15 protein-coding genes and 3 pseudogenes are annotated in these 16133 nt (G+C 60.7%); 7 read left to right on the forward strand and 11 right to left on the reverse strand.

What is annotated here, in order from left to right:
- A pseudogene (locus ACVW0R_RS07775) lies at positions 1 to 104 on the reverse strand (IS607 family transposase); the annotation flags it as partial.
- Positions 105 to 582: 478 nt separating this feature from the next.
- On the opposite strand from ACVW0R_RS07775, the pseudogene ACVW0R_RS07780 reads away from it, so the two are divergent.
- Positions 583 to 714, forward strand: a pseudogene (locus ACVW0R_RS07780) (IS200/IS605 family transposase); the annotation flags it as partial.
- A 215-nt stretch (positions 715 to 929) separates the two neighbouring features.
- On the opposite strand, the gene ACVW0R_RS07785 reads toward ACVW0R_RS07780, so the two are convergent.
- Complete coding sequence (locus ACVW0R_RS07785) at positions 930 to 1526, reverse strand: chromophore lyase CpcT/CpeT (RefSeq protein WP_011431360.1); 597 nt, start codon at positions 1524 to 1526, stop codon at positions 930 to 932.
- Positions 1527 to 1993: 467 nt separating this feature from the next.
- Here ACVW0R_RS07785 and rlmN point away from each other — a divergent pair, with 467 nt between their 5' ends.
- Positions 1994 to 3076 carry a 23S rRNA (adenine(2503)-C(2))-methyltransferase RlmN gene (gene rlmN / locus ACVW0R_RS07790; protein ID WP_457501895.1) on the forward strand — a complete coding sequence of 361 codons (1083 nt, stop codon included), beginning with the start codon at positions 1994 to 1996 and terminating at the stop codon, positions 3074 to 3076.
- On the opposite strand, the gene ACVW0R_RS07795 is transcribed toward rlmN, so the two are convergent.
- Together ACVW0R_RS07795 and ACVW0R_RS07800 are read right to left on the reverse strand one after the other, a co-directional pair.
- Positions 3073 to 5964, reverse strand: a complete 2892-nt coding sequence (locus tag ACVW0R_RS07795; RefSeq protein WP_457501896.1) for an ATP-binding protein — start codon at positions 5962 to 5964, stop codon at positions 3073 to 3075. The two genes, rlmN and ACVW0R_RS07795, sit on opposite strands and share 4 nt — an antisense overlap.
- 34 nt (positions 5965 to 5998) lie before the next feature.
- Positions 5999 to 6640 carry an ABC transporter permease gene (locus ACVW0R_RS07800; protein ID WP_011431363.1) on the reverse strand — a complete coding sequence of 214 codons (642 nt, stop codon included), beginning with the start codon at positions 6638 to 6640 and terminating at the stop codon, positions 5999 to 6001.
- Between the two features lie 285 nt (positions 6641 to 6925).
- On the opposite strand from ACVW0R_RS07800, the gene ACVW0R_RS07805 reads away from it, so the two are divergent.
- A complete protein-coding gene (locus ACVW0R_RS07805) occupies positions 6926 to 7432 on the forward strand; it encodes an SAM-dependent methyltransferase (RefSeq protein WP_011431366.1) in 507 nt (168 codons plus the stop codon).
- A 79-nt stretch (positions 7433 to 7511) separates the two neighbouring features.
- Positions 7512 to 8564, forward strand: a complete 1053-nt coding sequence (locus ACVW0R_RS07810) for a sensor histidine kinase (RefSeq protein WP_228375346.1) — start codon at positions 7512 to 7514, stop codon at positions 8562 to 8564.
- A 77-nt stretch (positions 8565 to 8641) separates the two neighbouring features.
- Here the strand turns inward: ACVW0R_RS07810 and ACVW0R_RS07815 are convergent, their stop codons facing one another.
- The 4 genes from ACVW0R_RS07815 to ACVW0R_RS07830 form a co-directional block, all read right to left on the reverse strand.
- Entirely contained in the window at positions 8642 to 9196 is a 555-nt protein-coding gene (locus tag ACVW0R_RS07815; RefSeq protein ID WP_457501897.1) for a response regulator, read from the reverse strand.
- A 289-nt stretch (positions 9197 to 9485) separates the two neighbouring features.
- Positions 9486 to 9827: a DUF3007 family protein gene (locus ACVW0R_RS07820; RefSeq protein ID WP_011431369.1), complete on the reverse strand. Its 342-nt coding sequence runs from the start codon at positions 9825 to 9827 to the stop codon at positions 9486 to 9488.
- A gap of 27 nt (positions 9828 to 9854) precedes the next feature.
- Positions 9855 to 10076, reverse strand: coding sequence for an NAD(P)H-quinone oxidoreductase subunit L (gene ndhL / locus ACVW0R_RS07825; RefSeq protein WP_011431370.1), 222 nt, complete (start codon positions 10074 to 10076; stop codon positions 9855 to 9857).
- A 108-nt stretch (positions 10077 to 10184) separates the two neighbouring features.
- Positions 10185 to 10589: an NIL domain-containing protein gene (locus tag ACVW0R_RS07830; protein WP_011431371.1), complete on the reverse strand. Its 405-nt coding sequence runs from the start codon at positions 10587 to 10589 to the stop codon at positions 10185 to 10187.
- A gap of 198 nt (positions 10590 to 10787) precedes the next feature.
- Between ACVW0R_RS07830 and ACVW0R_RS07835 the strand changes: the two genes are divergently transcribed.
- Positions 10788 to 10952 (forward strand): hypothetical protein, encoded by a 165-nt coding sequence (locus tag ACVW0R_RS07835; RefSeq protein WP_168173329.1) that lies wholly within the window; start codon positions 10788 to 10790, stop codon positions 10950 to 10952.
- Positions 10953 to 10963: 11 nt separating this feature from the next.
- Positions 10964 to 13363: an endonuclease MutS2 gene (locus ACVW0R_RS07840; protein ID WP_011431374.1), complete on the forward strand. Its 2400-nt coding sequence runs from the start codon at positions 10964 to 10966 to the stop codon at positions 13361 to 13363.
- A gap of 135 nt (positions 13364 to 13498) precedes the next feature.
- Here ACVW0R_RS07840 and ACVW0R_RS07845 read toward each other — a convergent pair whose 3' ends face one another.
- The 3 genes and pseudogenes from ACVW0R_RS07845 to ureA form a co-directional block, all read right to left on the reverse strand.
- Positions 13499 to 13750, reverse strand: a complete 252-nt coding sequence (locus ACVW0R_RS07845) for a hypothetical protein (RefSeq protein ID WP_457501898.1) — start codon at positions 13748 to 13750, stop codon at positions 13499 to 13501.
- A gap of 136 nt (positions 13751 to 13886) precedes the next feature.
- On the reverse strand, positions 13887 to 14294 hold the full coding sequence (gene ureB / locus ACVW0R_RS07850) for an urease subunit beta (protein ID WP_457501899.1): 408 nt from the start codon (positions 14292 to 14294) through the stop codon (positions 13887 to 13889).
- A 51-nt stretch (positions 14295 to 14345) separates the two neighbouring features.
- Positions 14346 to 14590: pseudogene (gene ureA / locus ACVW0R_RS07855) on the reverse strand (urease subunit gamma).
- Between the two features lie 358 nt (positions 14591 to 14948).
- On the opposite strand from ureA, the gene ACVW0R_RS07860 reads away from it, so the two are divergent.
- Positions 14949 to 16127, forward strand: coding sequence for an HrcA family transcriptional regulator (locus ACVW0R_RS07860; protein ID WP_011431380.1), 1179 nt, complete (start codon positions 14949 to 14951; stop codon positions 16125 to 16127).
- Positions 16128 to 16133: the final 6 nt, after the last annotated feature.

Below are 16133 nucleotides of genomic sequence, written 5' to 3' on the forward strand. Positions count from 1 at the left end.
GTACGTACTGCATGGATCCAGCCCTTCTGTTCCCATCGCCTCAAGGTGTGGAGACACACCCCAAAATAATCCGCCGCTTCTCTCGGTTTTACATACCTAGCCATACCAAGCAGCCATACTGAACATACTGTACATTATTTTCAGTATAGTCCAGCGTATCATTGACTAGAGTCACGCTCCACCAGCCAGGGGGGCCTGTTGACACTCCCACCGTCTAAAGGCGGGGGATTCTTACGCAGTCCACAAAAGAACCCGCAACGGCGTTGTCAAAGCGCCTCTAGACAGTTCCTTAACGCAAAGCCCCAAGGTTCTGCTGACTTTCTTAAGCAGGTTGGCGGCAGCATTTGCCTCAGCCCAGAGGGTCTCCACCCGTCGGGTTTTTCACCATAACTAGGTAGCTCATCTCCATCTAGGAAGCTTGCCTGCGAGCTGTACGCCTCCTCTACCTCAATAAACTCCATGCCATAATGCTGACATAATTGCACGATACGCTCCTTGAACCGACCTGTTGGGACGAAAACAAAGTTTTGGTTAAAACCGCATTCTTGTTTTTGTTCTTTGTTCCAACCTAAATAAGCGATAGTGCGAGAGGAAAGTCAACGGTACAATCACTACAACCATGGTGTGGGGCTAGCGGTTGTTTATCTTATTTTTTGGCCAAAGAGAAAGAAAGAGGTCTTGGTGGGAGAAGTCAGGAAGAGGTTGTTTGAGCTATGAAACTATATCAACGACCCCCATCATGGGTAAGCGACTAAAGTGGCTAGCGGGCTTTTCCGCCCCGCACTCAAGTGCGGGGCTACCAAGCTATCCTTTTGTGTACTACCTGGTCAGCGGCCCTATGTCCAGCCTTGGATGGACAGGCTGCTGGGGGTTTGCCCTGTTGCTCTTGCTCTGGATGGGATCCTGGCCTTCTGGGTTTGGATGGGGAGCTAGCTCCAGCGGGGCAAGTAGCAGGAAAAATCCTGTTTTTTAACAAACCGAAAGGGCCCGGAAAGGGATCCCCAGACCACCTGATCTGTTTCGGGATCGCGCCCCTGATCCAGGCTGTGGAAGTAGTCGGCCCCGATTTCAAACTCGCTATAGAGGTAGGTGGTTCTGCCCTTGCGCTCGACGATACAGCCCTTGCCGGGTACGCTGCGGCCCCGGTAGCAGGATCCCGTCCATTCCACCTGAACCGCGCAGCCGGGCAAAAGCTCCAGCTCTGCCGCCGCCAGGCTGGCCAGTTTTCCCAGATCTCGGCCAGCACATTTGTAGGCCTCCGGGGATCCCAGGGCGTAGTTTTGAATGCGGATCCCGTCTGGCGTCTCGAAAAGGTGGATGACCCGCTGCCGGTAGGGCTGGTCGGGGTAGATATCGTACAGTTGCTCCACGTAAAACCCTATCCCCTGAAACACCGACCACGGCAGAGGGCATTGGTAGACGTGAATGTTGGCGAACCAGACCGGCTCGGCTATAGCCTGGTGCAGATTGTTGAAATGTCCGGCCATCCAGGTGGCCAGTTGGGCCAGTTGCGGCGAAACCGACATAGCGCAAGTGACATACTCCCGTCTCTCACCCTAAAGCGCTCTGCGCCGCTGACGCGAACGGGTAGAGAGCAGGCTTCTCGCTTCGAAGGACTCCGTTCCGCTAGCGCGAACGGGGAGCTATTGCAAGAACCCTCTGCAAGCAGCCACGGAATGCCCTATCGCAGGGCTGTACCAGATTCCGGCAACGCCGTTTTGTACAGCCAATCTGATTTTACGATATTTTTTGCGGGGGTGGCTGTATCCCGACCCTGACTGCCCCCCAGTCGGATATAGGGGGGTACAGGGCGGGGCTTATCCACCCCCGCACCCCCAGAAGCGTAAGCGTGCAAGCCTATTATCCGGGACGGCAGGCCCGCTTGCCAAAACCAGCTCTAGGGATCCAGTTTGGCCGACAGGCTAGAGTAGAGAAGCTCGATCCCCTCCGCTTGGGATCCGATTTGCCTTTCAATGGATTTGCGAACGGCGCTATGTCTGCCCCACCCCTTCCCCTGCTTGGGCAATCCCTAGCTGCCTTGAAAGACTGGGCGGTTGAGCAAGGGCAGCCGGCCTACCGCGGCCAACAACTGCACACCTGGCTCTACCACAAAGGGATCCGCTCCCTGCAGGAGGTGACGGTCTTTCCCAAGGCCTGGCGCGAGGCGCTGCAAGAGTATCCCGTGGGGCGCTCCCAGGTGGTGCAGCGGATAGAATCCCGCGATGGCACGGTCAAGTTTTTGCTGCAGTTGGCGGATGGGGAGTTGATCGAGACGGTGGGGATCCCGACCGCCAAACGGCTGACCGTCTGCGTCTCCTCCCAGGTGGGCTGCCCCATGGCCTGCGACTTCTGCGCCACCGGCAAGATGGGCTACCGGCGCAACCTCAAGCTGCACGAAATCCTGGATCAGGTGTTAACGGTGCAGGAAGACTTTGGCCGCCGCATCAGCCACGTGGTTTTCATGGGCATGGGGGAGCCCCTGCTCAACCGCGACACCGTGGTGCAGGCCATTCGCAGCCTCAATCAGGATATTGGCATCGGCCAGCGGCACATCACCCTCTCGACAGTGGGCGTGCCCCGGCAGATCCCCTGGCTGGCCCAGCAAAAGCTGCAGATTACCTTGGCCGTCAGCCTGCATGCCCCCAACCAGGAGCTGCGGCAACAGCTGATCCCTTCCGCAGCCCACTATCCCCTGGAGGCTTTGATCCAGGACTGCCGCGACTACATGCTGAGCACGGGACGGCGGATTAGCTTTGAGTATACGCTGCTGGCCGGGGTCAACGACCTGCCCATCCATGCCCGTCAATTGGCCCACCTGCTGCGCCAGGCCAGCCAGGCGGGGGCACGCCTACACGTCAACCTGATCCCGTACAACCCCATCGCCGAGGCCAACTATCAGCGCCCTCACCCAGCGCGGGTGGCGGAGTTCGTCCGCCTGCTAGAGGAACACCACGTCCAGGCCAGCGTGCGCCAGACCCGTGGCCTAGATGGCAACGCTGCTTGCGGTCAGCTGCGGGGATCCTTCTTACACCCCTCCAGCTTGCCTTCCCCTGAGCCGGCCTTTGGCCGTTCCTAGGCGGCGCCCGCAGGTTCAAGGCTTTTTGCAGTTGCTGCCGGCGGGGCAGAAGGTAGCCAGACGCGAAAATGGGTCCATCCCTCTGCGCTGCTGACGGAGATCCGGCCCCCCATGTGCTCCACCAGTTGCTTGACCAGGGACAGCCCCAGGCCGGTGCCGCCGTGCTTCCAGCGATCCGACTGCGGGATGCGGTAGAACTTCTCAAAGATGCGGGGCAGCTCCGCCTCTGGGATCTCGCTGCTGTTGCTGCAGACGAAGAGGATCCCTTCTCCTTCCTGGGCCACCCGCAGGTGGATGGATCCCTCGGGGGCGGTGTACTTGATGGCATTGTGCAGCAGCTCGCGCAAAATGCGGCCCAGAGCCGTGGGATCCGCCTCAAGGGGTGGGATCCCCTCTTCCAGGTGCAGTTGCAGGTTTTGCTGTTTGCTCTGTGCCAGGGGCTGAGCTGCCGCCACCAGATCCCGCAAATAGCGCGGCAGGAAGATCTCTTCCGGCTGGAGCAGATACTTCTCGGCTGCCAGCCGCTGCATGTCCAGCAGGTCGTTGATCAGCTCAATTTGTCGGTTACACTCCTTGAGGGCAATGGCGAAATAGTGCTGCTGTTTCTCGGAGTTATTGTGGGCTATTTGCAACATTTGCAGGGCCATGCGCACATTGGCCATGGGGGTGCGCAGCTCGTGGGAGACGGTGCTCAAAAAATCGTCCTTGAGCAGGTTGAGCCGCTCCAATTCCTTCACCTGGGCCTGGGCCGCCTCATACAGACGGGCCTGCCGCAGGGCCAGAGCACACAAGTTGGCCACCTGGTAGGCCAGTTGCCTTTCGGCTTCCGAAAACTCCTGCTGTCGCTCCACCAGCAACACCCCCAGCCGCTCTTGCTTGTCCCAAAGGGAGCAGGCCAAAAGCTGCACCCAGTGCCCGCCTTTTTCCTTTTGACAACAGCGGTGGACTTCCCAGGGCTGCTCGAGAAAAGCATGGGAGTGCAGCAGGTGCACCAGCTCAGGGTCGTTGAGATAGACGGGATCCGCCTTCTCTGGAAAAGAGCAAGCCCGGATCCAAGAGGATCCATCGGCGCTGGTCAAGAGAATATGACAGCCAGTCAGGTTGAGAGCCTCGGCTAGGCTCTTGACCACCTCTTCCAAGATCTCTCCCTCCTTGAGGCTGGCCACCATCTGGCCGCTGAGGGAGCGCAGCACTGCCTCAAAGCGCAAAGCCTGCTGCAGCTTAGCGGTGCGCAGCGCCACTTGCGCTTCCAGCTCGCGGTTGAGGGCTTCTAGCTGCTGTTGGGCCCGCTTTTGCTCGGTGATCTCCCGCCCCACCGCCAGGATCTCCACCAATTGGCCTTGGCTGTCGAAAATGCCCTGATCCACCCAGCTCACCCAGCGGGACTGGCCACTTTCGCCGGGGTACTCCCGCTCGCTGCGGTAGAAAGGACGTTCAGGCGTAAGAGCCGCAAGAGACTGCAGCACCGCCTCCCGTTCTTGCGGCGGCAGAGAGTCCACCCAGCGCCTGCCTATTGTTTCTTCTGCCGAACAACCAAAAAAGCGCAGGTAGGCAGGGTTGACATAGGTAATGCGGCTATCGGGCAAAGAGCGACAGATCAGCTCCGTCTGCTGCTCCACCACAGCGCGGTACTGCTGCTGCTGTTGCCAGAGGCGATCCAACAGCGCCTGTTGGCTGGCCGCCGCCTGTTGCCAAGCCTTGGCCAGGGTCTGCACCTCTTGGATGGGGCCGGGATCCATAGAGGCCAAGGCTGGGATCCCAGTTTGCACAAATTGCTCCGCTATTTGGGTCAGGCGGCGCAGCGGGCGAGAGAGGGCTTCACTGAGGAGGATCCCAGCTCCCAGAAAGCCCAGCAGCAGCCCCCCTCCCCACAGAGCCGCCTGCTGCGTGCTGCTATAGACGGGGGCCAACAGGGTGCTCTCCGGGATCCCGTGTAGGAAATAGAAATTTAGCCCCCCTTCCTCCTGAATGGCCTTTACCTGCACCCAGTGGAGGATCCCGTCCACCTCAAGACGCAGCAGCCCTTGTGAGGCCGCCATCTCCCAGGATCCCACCTGCTCTTGCACAGCCAGCAGCAGCGGGTGGGGGGAGAGCTCCTCCGTGCTGGCCACCACCTGGCCCTCCCCATCCAGCAACCAGCTCACCCCCGGATACCCCAAGCTGACCTGCAGATCTTCCAGAAAAGCCTGCAGTTGCTGAGCCGAGAGAGCAGCCACCAGGCTGCCGTAAACCCCGCCCTCCCCATCCGCCAAGGGCAGCGCCGTCAGGACCAGCCGCTCCGGCCTTTGATGGGGAGACTCGACAAAAAAGTTGCTCACCACCCAGGTACGGCGGGCCCCTTCCTGTTGCAGGACTGCGGGAAACCAAGACAGCCGCCGCAGATCCACAAAGCCCAATTGCCGCGTCAAGCCGGTGGGATCCCCGCTTTCCGGATCCCGTTGGCGGCCTTGGACGGATCCCGGCTTCAGGCCCGGCGTGTGGTAAGTCCAGATCGAGCCATCGGCGTGGCGGCGGGCCGTGATAAACCCCCCCTGCTCAGAGACAAAGCCGACATAGCTCAGCTCGGGAAACTGCTGCAACTGGCGGGCAAAATACGCTTCCAAGACTTCCAGATCGGGAGGCTGAGGAGCGGCCAGATTGGGCAACAGCCCCCAGCGCACCGCTCCCTCAGTGAGGGCATTGACCTGCAGGGGGGCCTGCAGATACCGGTGTAGGTTCTCCTCGGCTCGGTGGTTAACCTCACGCTTCAGGTGCTCGGCCAACTGCAGCGCCATCTGCCGCCCGGCTCGCCAGGAGAGGTAGCTCACCCCGGCCACCGCCAACAGCAGCGGCAACAGCAGCGCCACCTGCAAAGGGATCGACCGAGAAGCCAGGGAGGGCAAGCGCATCCGGGAAGCAATCGAGGAAAATAGCATGGGATCCCTAGGCTTGAGGAGGTTCTAGCGCTCGCTGCACAGCGCCGAGGACAACTTCGGCACCCATGGCCAACAGCGCCACCGGGATCGCCCCCACCAGCAGGATGGCGGTGTCGTAGAGGGCAAACCCCAGCGTGATAAAGCTGCCCAGCCCGCCCGCCCCGATAAAGGCCGCCAACGTGGCGCTGGCAACCACCTCGATAGTAGCGGTTTTAACGCCGGCCAAGATTACCGGCAACGCCAAAGGGATCTCCACATAGCGCAGCACCTGGGCAGGGGTCATGCCCATGCCCAAGGCGGCTTCGCGTAGGGCCGGATCCAGGCTGCGGAAGGCCACGTCGGTGCTGATTAAAATGGGGGGCAAGGCCAAGATCGTCAGGGCAATGGCCGCCGAGCGGAAGCCAAGGCCAAAGTAGGGAATGGCCAAAAACAAAATCGCCAAGCTGGGGATCACCCGCAAGCTGCTAAAAGCATTGATCACCACCAGAGAAACCACCTGCGAGCGGGAGCTGCCAAAACCCAGCGGCAGACCCACCAGCAACGCGATCCCCAGCGGCACCGCCACCAGTTGCAGGTGTTGGAGGAAAGCTTGAAGTAGCAGGTCGCTGTTGCTTTGAGCATAGTCCAAGGAGCGGGCCAGGAGGCTCATCGAGAGGTACAGATCTCAGACCAACCCCAGTGTAGAGTTTGCAGCTAGGAAACCCCAAAAATCCTCTGCAAGACTCCGGCACGGACGGAAAACTGCGCTCCCAGCCATAGCGGTCTGGAAGAGCCTCCCCAGCACCTCAAGGTGCCAACTGCGCGATAACAACAGAACCGCAAAATCTAAGATTGAGAACCCCAATCCCTGCCACCGTGCTTTCTGCTCTCTCCGCAAAAGAGGCGGCAGCCAAGGGATCCTAAAATAGGGGGAAAGCTCTCTCCCGGCTCCACCGTGGCACCTCGTGGTTTCAAACCCATTCAGAACCGCTCCGGTAGGGAGAGCCTGGCTCCCTACGTGCGCACCTTGCCCCTGGTGATCGACGCCATGCTGGATCTGGCGCAGGTGCGGGGCGACGATCTCCTCTACGACTTGGGCTGTGGGGATGGCCGCATTCCTATCCGGGCAGCCCAGCGCTGCGGCACGCGGGGCCTGGGGGTGGATATCGACCCAGAGCGCATCCTAGAGGCACAGCAGGCGGCCCAAGCCGCTCAGGTTCAGGATCGGGTCAGTTTTCGGCAGCAGGACTTGCTCACCCTGGATCTCTCGCCAGCGACGGTGGTGACCTGTTATTTGCTGCCCCGCTCCCACCTGCTGATTCGAGACAAGCTGCGCAGCGAGCTCCGGCCTGGCGCCCGCCTGGTCACCCACACTTTCGATATGGGGGATTGGCCGCCCACCGCCACCACCACCGTGTCAGATGTTATCAACACCTACACCATCTATCTCTGGCGGATTTAGCCCCCACTTTTTGCCAGCCCTCTTGACTTGCCTGTTCGCTCCTGGCCTAATTCAACTCAGCCCTCTCTCCCGTTCCCCCTTGAGACGCCGTCTACTTGAGTTCTGGCGCCGCCGCTTCCCCCACAGCCTGCGCACTCAGGTGGCGCTGGTGATTGCCAGCCTTTCCTTTGTCCCCAACTTGGTTTTCATCCTGTCGGTGCAGTGGATCCTCCCCGGCACAGAGCTCAGCCCCGAGGGATCTGTCCTGCTGCTGCTGTGGATCCCTTTGCTAGCAGGGCTATCGGCAGTGGTGGGCTATGTCCTGTCTTCCCTAATCTTGCGGCCCCTCACCTTGCTGGCCCGCGAGCTGGGCCATCTGGAAACCTTAATTAGCCAGCCGGCCCGTTGGAATTTGCTGCTCCGCCCCGGGGATCCCCAAGAGGCTTTGATCCTGCGCCAGGCCTTTGCCCATCTGCTGCGCCAGATCCAGATTGACCAATTGCGGCGGGAAGCCTTTACCGCCACCTTGGTGCATGACCTGAAAACCCCTCTCATTGCCTTTGGGCATTTGCTAAGTGCCCTCAAGCAGGAGCAGCAGTTGCAGCCGGAAGAGCGGCTTGCCCTGCTGGATCGCATCTTGCAGGAGAACCAACGCAATCTGTCCCTGGTGCAGCGGATGGTGGAGGCCCACCGCCTAGAGCGGGGCGAGATCGAGCTACATCCTCGTCTTTGCGATCTGGGATCCCTGGCCCGACGGGTGGCCGAACGCATGGGATCCCTGGCCCGAGAACGGGGGATCGACCTGCGAGTGGAGGGAGAAGGGTGGGCCAATGCCGATGAGGCCGAGCTGGAACGGGCGCTGGTGAACCTGGTGGACAATGCCTTGCGCTACGCCCGCCAGGTGGTGGTGCTGACCATCAGCCCTCGCCAGATCCAGGTGCGGGATGACGGGCCCGGCCTGCCGGCTCCCCTGGAAGAGCTGGCCCAGCCCTACATCGCCCAACCCATTCACATCGCCGGCCAGCACTACCCGACCGGCTCAGGAGGTCTGGGGCTGTACATCGCCAAACGTATCCTGCAAGCCCACGGAGGAGACTTGTGTTTGGTGGAGACGGGATCCCAGGGCACGACCCTAGCGCTGGTGCTGCCCTGATCCCCAACCCCGCCAGGGGAGAAAAGCGCCCAAGGGATCCCCTCTGCTTCGCGTTAGTGGTGTGGAGCGCTTGCAGCTCACTCGACAGGGCGGCCCCGATACATCAATTGATACTTTGCCGGCGGGGGCGCAGCCGTTTGCTCTTGGCGTTCTTCTGTTGCAACGGACGGGGAAGGAGGGGGGCTGTCTTTTTCAGACCACAAACCCAGCTGCTCGAGAACCGCGTGAAGAGCTTCCGTGTCGATGGGAAAAGACCACCTGGCTGCCTTGTAAATTTGCTCGAGGGAGTGGAGAATGTCGTCGGCTTCGGCCAAACCGGGGATCACCTCGGCTGCCCCCTGGTAAATGGCCCAGCGCCGCTCTGCCGGCTCGATGGGGCGACGAGGGTAATGAGTGAGAATCACAGGGATATCCGGAAGCCGGCTCCGACACTCTCGACAAAAGGCATAGGGGTTAAACAGCCCCGTCGTCATATCCACCACCATCAGATCCGGAGAATGAGTTGCCGCCACCTCCACCAGATCTGCCTGAGGAGAAACCAGCACCACTGTATGGCGCTGAGACTCCAGCACCAGCTTCCAGAGCTGGGCTTGCAAAAGCTGACCCTGAGCCACCAGAACGGTCTTGGTCACGGTGAGCAGAGAAACGACTTGCCTTAGTTCACAACTTTGCCTACGGCGCAAGGTAGCATTTCCAATAGAGAAGAAACAGTAACTAGCTATACCGGTAGTGCTGGGCTGACCCAGCCGCTTGGATACGTAAACTACCCGACTCCGACCGCCCCCCCTTCCCCCCCAACCCCCCGTATATGGGGGCAGGGGGGCGGGGGGATTGAGGGGGTACAGTGCGGGGCTCCTGCAGTTTCTAGCTGAAACTCCACCGATCTGCGACAAGTTTTTGGGTACAGCTTGCCCGGCGGCCTCAGCACTTGCCTTGCTCGGTCAAACCACCCTCAGCTTCCTCTTCGGTTTCGGAGGCCAGCTCGGCCTGCAAGGCCTGCCACTCCTCCGGGGAGAGGGAGTGAAGTTTTTCTTGGATTTGCTGCCTCTCGAAAGTGGCCCACTGGGCCTTCAGAGTCATTTCCCTGCTCAACACCCGCTTCAGGTAGCCCACCGTCCAGCCCAGGCATCCCAGCAGAAACACCACACTCGACACCTGCTGCGCCGCGCCCGTATCTAAGCCGGCCCAAAGCAGCAGCCCGTAGAGAAGTCCTCCCCCCAAGAGCAGGGCTAGGCCAATGCCGAGAACATCCCGTCTGCGCATGGCTGGTAGGTTGCAGAAGGGCGAGCTCTAGAGCGAACGCGGCTTGGGCCGAAACGTCATGAAGGGAGCCACGAGCACCATACCGGGGAAGAAAAACAAAACTAGGAAAAACATCAACACCTTTTCCCAGGCACCGCTGTAGTTCCAGCGCTTGTCCACGTACACCAAAAACAAGAACGGCAGCACCAGCAGGTAGAGAACTGCTAGCGCAGCATAGGTCAAGCCAATGAGCGTCGAGGTAGAGAGCATATCCAGTTGCCTCGAATTAACCTGGGCAAATCCAGTCCAATCGGGGTCATATTACAGCATTGTAATAGTGAATGAACTTGTCGGCTTAGCCGGCTCTTCGCCTCATCGCTATAAACTCGTGCTGATGGCCCCGACAGGGCAGGTGGGGATGCATTGTTCGCACATAACACAGCGATTACGCAGAAACTCCAGTTTCCAGTCGGGAGCGGAAATCTTCAGTGCCTCGGTGGGGCAAACGCCCGTACACAAGCCGCAATCCACGCACAAATCTGGGTCGATCTGAATTTCTTTAGCCCGCTCGGCCACCTCAATGCCCAAAGACTGCACCCACTCCAGCCCCGCCTCCACCTGGTCGATATCTCCCGAGAGCTCCACCACCAGGGTGCCCACTTCGTTAGGGGTTACTCTGGCACGGACGATGTTGGCGGCTACATCGAAGTCTTTCGCCAGACGATAGGTGAGGGGCACATTCACCAAGTGGCGAGGAAAAATCAGGGTCACTCGTTTGCGCACGGATTTGACTTGCGTAGCTGAGGTACGACGACTCTTCCAGTATGCCAAGGCCGACTGCCAAGTTCGGCCATACTGCAAGCAAAAAATCTCCCCTCACCGGCAGAACAGATGGGGTGCTTTCTCGCCTGCCCGCAGGTTGGAAGCTATGAAAGGCGCCCCGCGGCCTGCCACAATAGGGGCAGAGCGTCTTCGATCCCCATGAACTCGGCCCGGCCCCGTCTCAACTCCGAGCACTACCGACAGATGTTGGTGCGCGATGGTGAGCGTCGCTTCCGCGAGTGGCACACTGCCTTTCTCAACTACCAGCGGCAGTTTTTGCAAGAGATGAAGCGGCTGCAGCTCCGTTCTTCCTCGAATGGCTAATTTCTTCAGGAATGCCTACGCCCACTACTTTCAACCTGCTGCCGATCTGTTCTGAGCCCGATCCTTCCCTCCGCCAAGAAACTTTGGAATTGTTGGAGTGGCCCCGCCTCTGCCAACACTTGGCCAGCTTTGCCGCCACACCCCTAGGCCGCCGCGCCTGCCTAGAGCTGGATCCCTGGCGGAGCCGCGCCGAGAGCGAGGTCTGTCTTGATCAAACGGAGGAGGCCATCCGGCTGGATTGCAGCCAGCCAGGGGGGATTTCTCTGGACGGGATCCACAACTTGCTGCCGGCCCTGGAACGGGCCGAACGGGGGGGCATTCTGAGCGGGGAAGAGCTGGTGCAGATTGCCACCACCTTGGGGGCTGCTCGCCGCCTTCGCCGACTCATCGATGCTGACGAGCGCCTGCCCCGCCTGCAGGAGTGGGTGAGCAATCTGCGCACCTATCCTGAGCTAGAGCAGGAGATCTTCCGCTGCCTGGACGAACACGGCGAGGTGAGAGATAGCGCCAGCGCCGCCCTGGCAGACCTGCGCCGTCAGCACCGCCAGTACCGCAGCCAGATCCAAGAACGCCTACAACAGGTGATGAGCCAGCACCCCCAGGCGCTGCAGGACACGTTGATTGGCCAGCGGCAGGGGCGCTTTGTGCTGATGGTAAAGGCCACCCATCGGGATCTCATCCGCGGCATTGTGCACGACAGCTCTGCCAGCGGGGCCACCCTCTATGTAGAGCCCTACGCTGTGGTGGAGCTAGGCAACCGGCTGCGGGAAACCCAGGCCCAGATCCAGGCGGAGGAAGAGCGGATCTTGGCCGCCCTCTCGGCCCAGGTGGGATCTGTTGCCGAGGATTTGGAGCATCTGCAGGCGGTGATGGTGGGGCTGGAGGTGGCGTTGGCTCGCGCTCGCTACAGCCTTTGGTTGGGGGGCAATCGCCCCCAGTTTGTCCCGGCAGGATTGCGCCTGCGCCAAGCTAGGCACCCCTTGCTTCTGTGGCAGTCTCGCGAGGAAGGCAAGGGCCCGGAGGTGATCCCGATCGATTTCACCCTCTCGGAGTCCATCCGCGCCGTGGTCATCACCGGCCCCAACACTGGCGGCAAGACGGTTGCCCTGAAGACCTTGGGGCTATTGGTGCTTATGGCCAAGGCGGGGATCTTCCTGCCCGCCCAGGATCCGCCCCAACTGCCCTGGTTCGACGGGGTCTATGCCGACATCGGCGACGAGCAATCGCTGCAGCAAAGCCTCTCCACTTTTTCCGGGCATATTCGCCGCATCAGCCGCATCGTGCAAGCTTTGCAGTCGGAGCCGGCGCCGGCCCTTGTTCTGCTGGACGAGGTGGGGGCAGGCACGGATCCCAGCGAGGGCGCGGCCCTGGCTGCCGGGCTATTGGAGTATCTCGCCGAAAAGGCCCTGCTGACCTTGGCCACCACCCACTACGGCGAGCTGAAGGCTCTGAAATACCAGCATCCCGGCTTTGAGAATGCCTCGGTGGAGTTTGACGAGGCCACCCTGGCCCCCACCTACCGCCTGCTGTGGGGGATCCCTGGTCGCTCCAATGCCTTGGCCATCGCCCGGCGGCTGCACCTGGAGCCGGAGATTCTGCGGCGGGCGCAGCAGCATCTGCAGGGGGAAAGCCAGGTGGATAAGGTGATCGCGGGGCTGGAGGCGCAACGGGCCCAGTTGGAAGAGCGGGCCGCCCAGGTGGGATCCCTGCACCAAGAGCTGGAAACCCTGTACCGCCAAATGCAGCAGCGCAGTCGGCAAATGGCTGAGCGAGAGGCGCAACTGGAGTACCGGCAGCAACAGGGGCTGCAAGCCCTCTTGGCCGCCGCCCGCCGGGAGGTGGCCGCCGCCGTCCGCAAGCTGCAACAGGGGGACGATCCCCAGCAGGTCGCTGCTGAGCTGGAGCAGATTCGCAGGCGCTACTCGCCGCCGCCGCCGCCCGTTGAGACTGAGTTCGTGCCAGAGGTGGGGGATCGGGTGCGGCTGCGGGGCCTGGGACAGACGGGAGAGGTCATTGCCGTCGAAGGAGAGGTGTATGTGGTGCGCAGCGGCATTCTCAAGTTCACGGTGCCGCGGGGCCAGTTGGATCCCATCGATGAACATCAGGCCAAACAGCGCCAGCGCCCCAAAGCTCCTCCTTCCCCACCGCCCACCACTGCTCCCCTGAACCTGCGCACCAGCCGCAACACCCTTGACCTAAGGGGGAAAACTGTAGCCGATGCCGAGGCGATTCTGGAACAGCACTTTGCCCAAGCCCCTCCTGGCCCGGTTTGGATCATCCACGGCCACGGCACGGGACGCCTGCGGGCCGGCGTCCAGGCCTACCTCCAAAATCACCCGCGTGTCCAGAGGTTTGCCCCAGCGGATCCCCAGGACGGCGGTACGGGTGTGACTGTGGCCCACCTGCGGTGAGGGTCAGGCTGTTTCAAACTCCCTGACAGTCGTTTCAAACAAGGTTAAGGCACTTTGCCGCTGGCCTTCACCCGCCCCTCTTCCTCAGGGGGAGAGGGAAGCTGAAGCTCCACGAACAGGCTGTTTGGTAACTGTTCAAACTTGACTTTGGAGCGCCGCTGCCGAGCTGACGGGCTGGGATCCCGCTTGGCGGTGCCGACTTTGCCAAAGCCAGTAGGCGCGCAGCAGTTGGCTATCTCCAATTAACTTGAGCATCACCGCCACCGTCGCGCCGGTCCCGCAGAGGGGGCCGAAAGTGGCACCTGCTGCTGCCAACAGGGCCAACCCGGAAAGATTCAGCCCCAAGCCCTGTACCCACATCCACCAAACAGTCTCACGCTCTAACATTGGCCAGATCCCAGAGGAAGAATTGGATAGCCCTACTCTCTTGAATCTGAGGTGGGATGGGGATGTGGCCAAGCCTCAGCCCAGATGCCCAAAGCTGCATACTTCGAGGGGCGTTATGTCCATAGCGCTTAACCACCTAGCCCATCCACTCCTGCAATCGGGCCAGGGCCCGCCGCTTTTGCGTTGCAGAGCGGACGCTGCTCTTCGTCAGCCGGTTGCAGACATGCACCAGACCCTTGCCTCCCAGCGCCACCAGAGTGACCCGCTGGGTTTGCCCCGGCTCAAAACGCACCGCTTGGCCGGAAGGGATGTTGAGGCGCCTGCCAAAGCTGGCGGCGCGATCCAACACCAGGGCTCGGTTGACCTCAAAAAAGTGAAAATCGGATCCCACCTGAATGGGCCGATCCCCCCGGTTGGTGACCTCCAGCATCCCAGTGGCCCGTCCGACATTGGTTTGGATGGGATCCTCTGCCAGCAGCAGCTCTTCCGAGATCGGGGCTGGTTCAGGGTCGGCAGCAGGCGTGGCTTTGGATTTGCGAGCCATATGGACAACCTCCTAAAGTCTCTGGGTCTTTGGGGGATCCTTAGAAAGCAGCTAGCGGATGGTTAACAGCTTGGTTTCGTCGGGAAAGGTGGCCTCTACTTGAATTTCCGGGATCCCTGGCATCATGTCCTCTCGGCTCAGCCACGTCAGACCTTCGCTCATCACCTGAGCAACGGTTTTCCCTTCCCGCGCCCCTCCAAGATAGCTGCGCTCAGGTAGGTCACCGCCTTGGGGTAATTGAGTTGGAGGCCCCACTGCCGCCGATCCCGAGCTAGCTGGACGGCCAGGTAGAGCAACCTCCTGGGGGGACAAGTACATGGAGCGACCTCGAAAGATACAAAACGATACAGAACAGGCAGCAGCAGGCTCACTTAGCCTAGAGTTGACTTAACACTTTAGTACCCCCTTTGGGCAAAAATAAGGATGCAGAGGCTACAGGGAGCTCCGCTTTTCTCGCCAAACCAAGAGCCTCCACCTCTTTCCACCTCTGCTGTTGCAATTTTCCGCGCCTGCAACCCAAGATGAAAGGGTAACAATAAAGTTAAAGAGAGAAGTAAAAGTTTATCTGATCCTCATTTAGCCCTAGCTTGGTTGACCTGAGATCCATTGGCTAATTCCCCTTAGCAGGTGTTGATTGGGTTCTTTTGAGCAGCCATGAAACTCGAACTGACTCCTAGACAACGGAAGATCCTGTGGGCAACGGTGCGCAGGTATATTGCCACGGCAGAACCTGTCGGCTCCAAAACCTTGGCCCAGTCCTACAACCTCGGAGTCAGCACGGCTACCATTCGCAACGACTTGGCCACGCTGGAGCAGGTTGGGTTGCTGTTCCAGCCCCACACCTCTGCCGGTCGGATCCCTTCTGACTTTGGCTATCGGGTCTATGTGAACGATCTGTTGAGCTCCGCCAACATGGATGGGATCCCGAACGATGCTCCCCAGCCGGAGCCCCATCCTGCGCTGCAGCAGTTGCTGGATCAGCTCAACCGTGAGCTGGGGGACGACCTCGATAGCTTCCTACAGAGGGTGGCACAGCTTTTGGCCCACTTGAGCGGTTGCATCGCCCTCATCACCCCTCCCCAGGGGCCGGTGGTAGCCGTTCACCACGTGCAGTTGTTGTCGGTGGGGCCGGGGCGGGTAATGGTGCTGGTGGTTACGGATTCCTATCAAACCCACTCGGCCTTGGTCAGCCCACCGGATTGGCCTGACGATCGGCGCGAGGATCTGGAAGATGAACTGCAGCTACTGAGCAACTTCCTCACCCTGAAATTGCGGGGCAAGACTTTTGCCGAGCTGCAGGATCTGAGCTGGTTGAAGCTGGATGAGGAGTTTCGCGCTTACAGCCATTGGCTGCAGCAACTGCTGCGCTCGGTAGTCCAACGCTACCTGCGGCCCTCTCTAGGACAGGTGTTCAGCGCGGGCATGACGGAGCTGATGCGGCAGCCGGAGTTTTCCCAGGCTCAGCGGATGCAGGCGGTGGCCCAGTTGCTCGAAGAGGGATCCGAGCAGCTGCAGGGGATGATCGGGCTCTATTCCACGCCAGGTTGCCTGTTCACGAGCGAAGCGGCTCTCTCGGCCCCGTCGGCCAGGGAGAAGGCATCCTCCAGCACCGCAGATCAGGATCCATCCCACAACGTTCCCGTGATCATCTACATTGGCAGCGAGAACCCGCTGGAATCGCTGCACCACTGCACGGTCATCGCCTCAGTTTATCGCCGCCGCTCGGCGCCGCTGGGGACGGTCACCTTGCTGGGGCCGACTCGCATGGCCTACGAGCGGAGCATTGCGGCTGTGCAGACGGTGGCCTCGCATCTCACTCGGGCCCTTGCCTGAGGGATC

The sequence above is a fragment of the Thermostichus sp. MS-CIW-15 genome, from assembly GCF_054060575.1.

What these genes read in the sequence shown, in the direction of transcription:
- ACVW0R_RS07795 (WP_457501896.1), bottom strand. Translation starts at nt 5,964, where the DNA reads ATGCGCTTGCCCTCCCTGGCTTCTCGGTCGATCCCTTTGCAGGTGGCG.
- rlmN (WP_457501895.1), top strand. Translation starts at nt 1,994, where the DNA reads ATGTCTGCCCCACCCCTTCCCCTGCTTGGGCAATCCCTAGCTGCCTTG.
- ACVW0R_RS07835 (WP_168173329.1), top strand. Translation starts at nt 10,788, where the DNA reads ATGAACTCGGCCCGGCCCCGTCTCAACTCCGAGCACTACCGACAGATG.
- ACVW0R_RS07800 (WP_011431363.1), bottom strand. Translation starts at nt 6,640, where the DNA reads ATGAGCCTCCTGGCCCGCTCCTTGGACTATGCTCAAAGCAACAGCGAC.
- ACVW0R_RS07840 (WP_011431374.1), top strand. Translation starts at nt 10,964, where the DNA reads ATGCCTACGCCCACTACTTTCAACCTGCTGCCGATCTGTTCTGAGCCC.
- ACVW0R_RS07820 (WP_011431369.1), bottom strand. Translation starts at nt 9,827, where the DNA reads ATGCGCAGACGGGATGTTCTCGGCATTGGCCTAGCCCTGCTCTTGGGG.
- ureB (WP_457501899.1), bottom strand. Translation starts at nt 14,294, where the DNA reads ATGGCTCGCAAATCCAAAGCCACGCCTGCTGCCGACCCTGAACCAGCC.
- ACVW0R_RS07785 (WP_011431360.1), bottom strand. Translation starts at nt 1,526, where the DNA reads ATGTCGGTTTCGCCGCAACTGGCCCAACTGGCCACCTGGATGGCCGGA.
- ndhL (WP_011431370.1), bottom strand. Translation starts at nt 10,076, where the DNA reads ATGCTCTCTACCTCGACGCTCATTGGCTTGACCTATGCTGCGCTAGCA.
- ACVW0R_RS07845 (WP_457501898.1), bottom strand. Translation starts at nt 13,750, where the DNA reads ATGTTAGAGCGTGAGACTGTTTGGTGGATGTGGGTACAGGGCTTGGGG.
- ACVW0R_RS07860 (WP_011431380.1), top strand. Translation starts at nt 14,949, where the DNA reads ATGAAACTCGAACTGACTCCTAGACAACGGAAGATCCTGTGGGCAACG.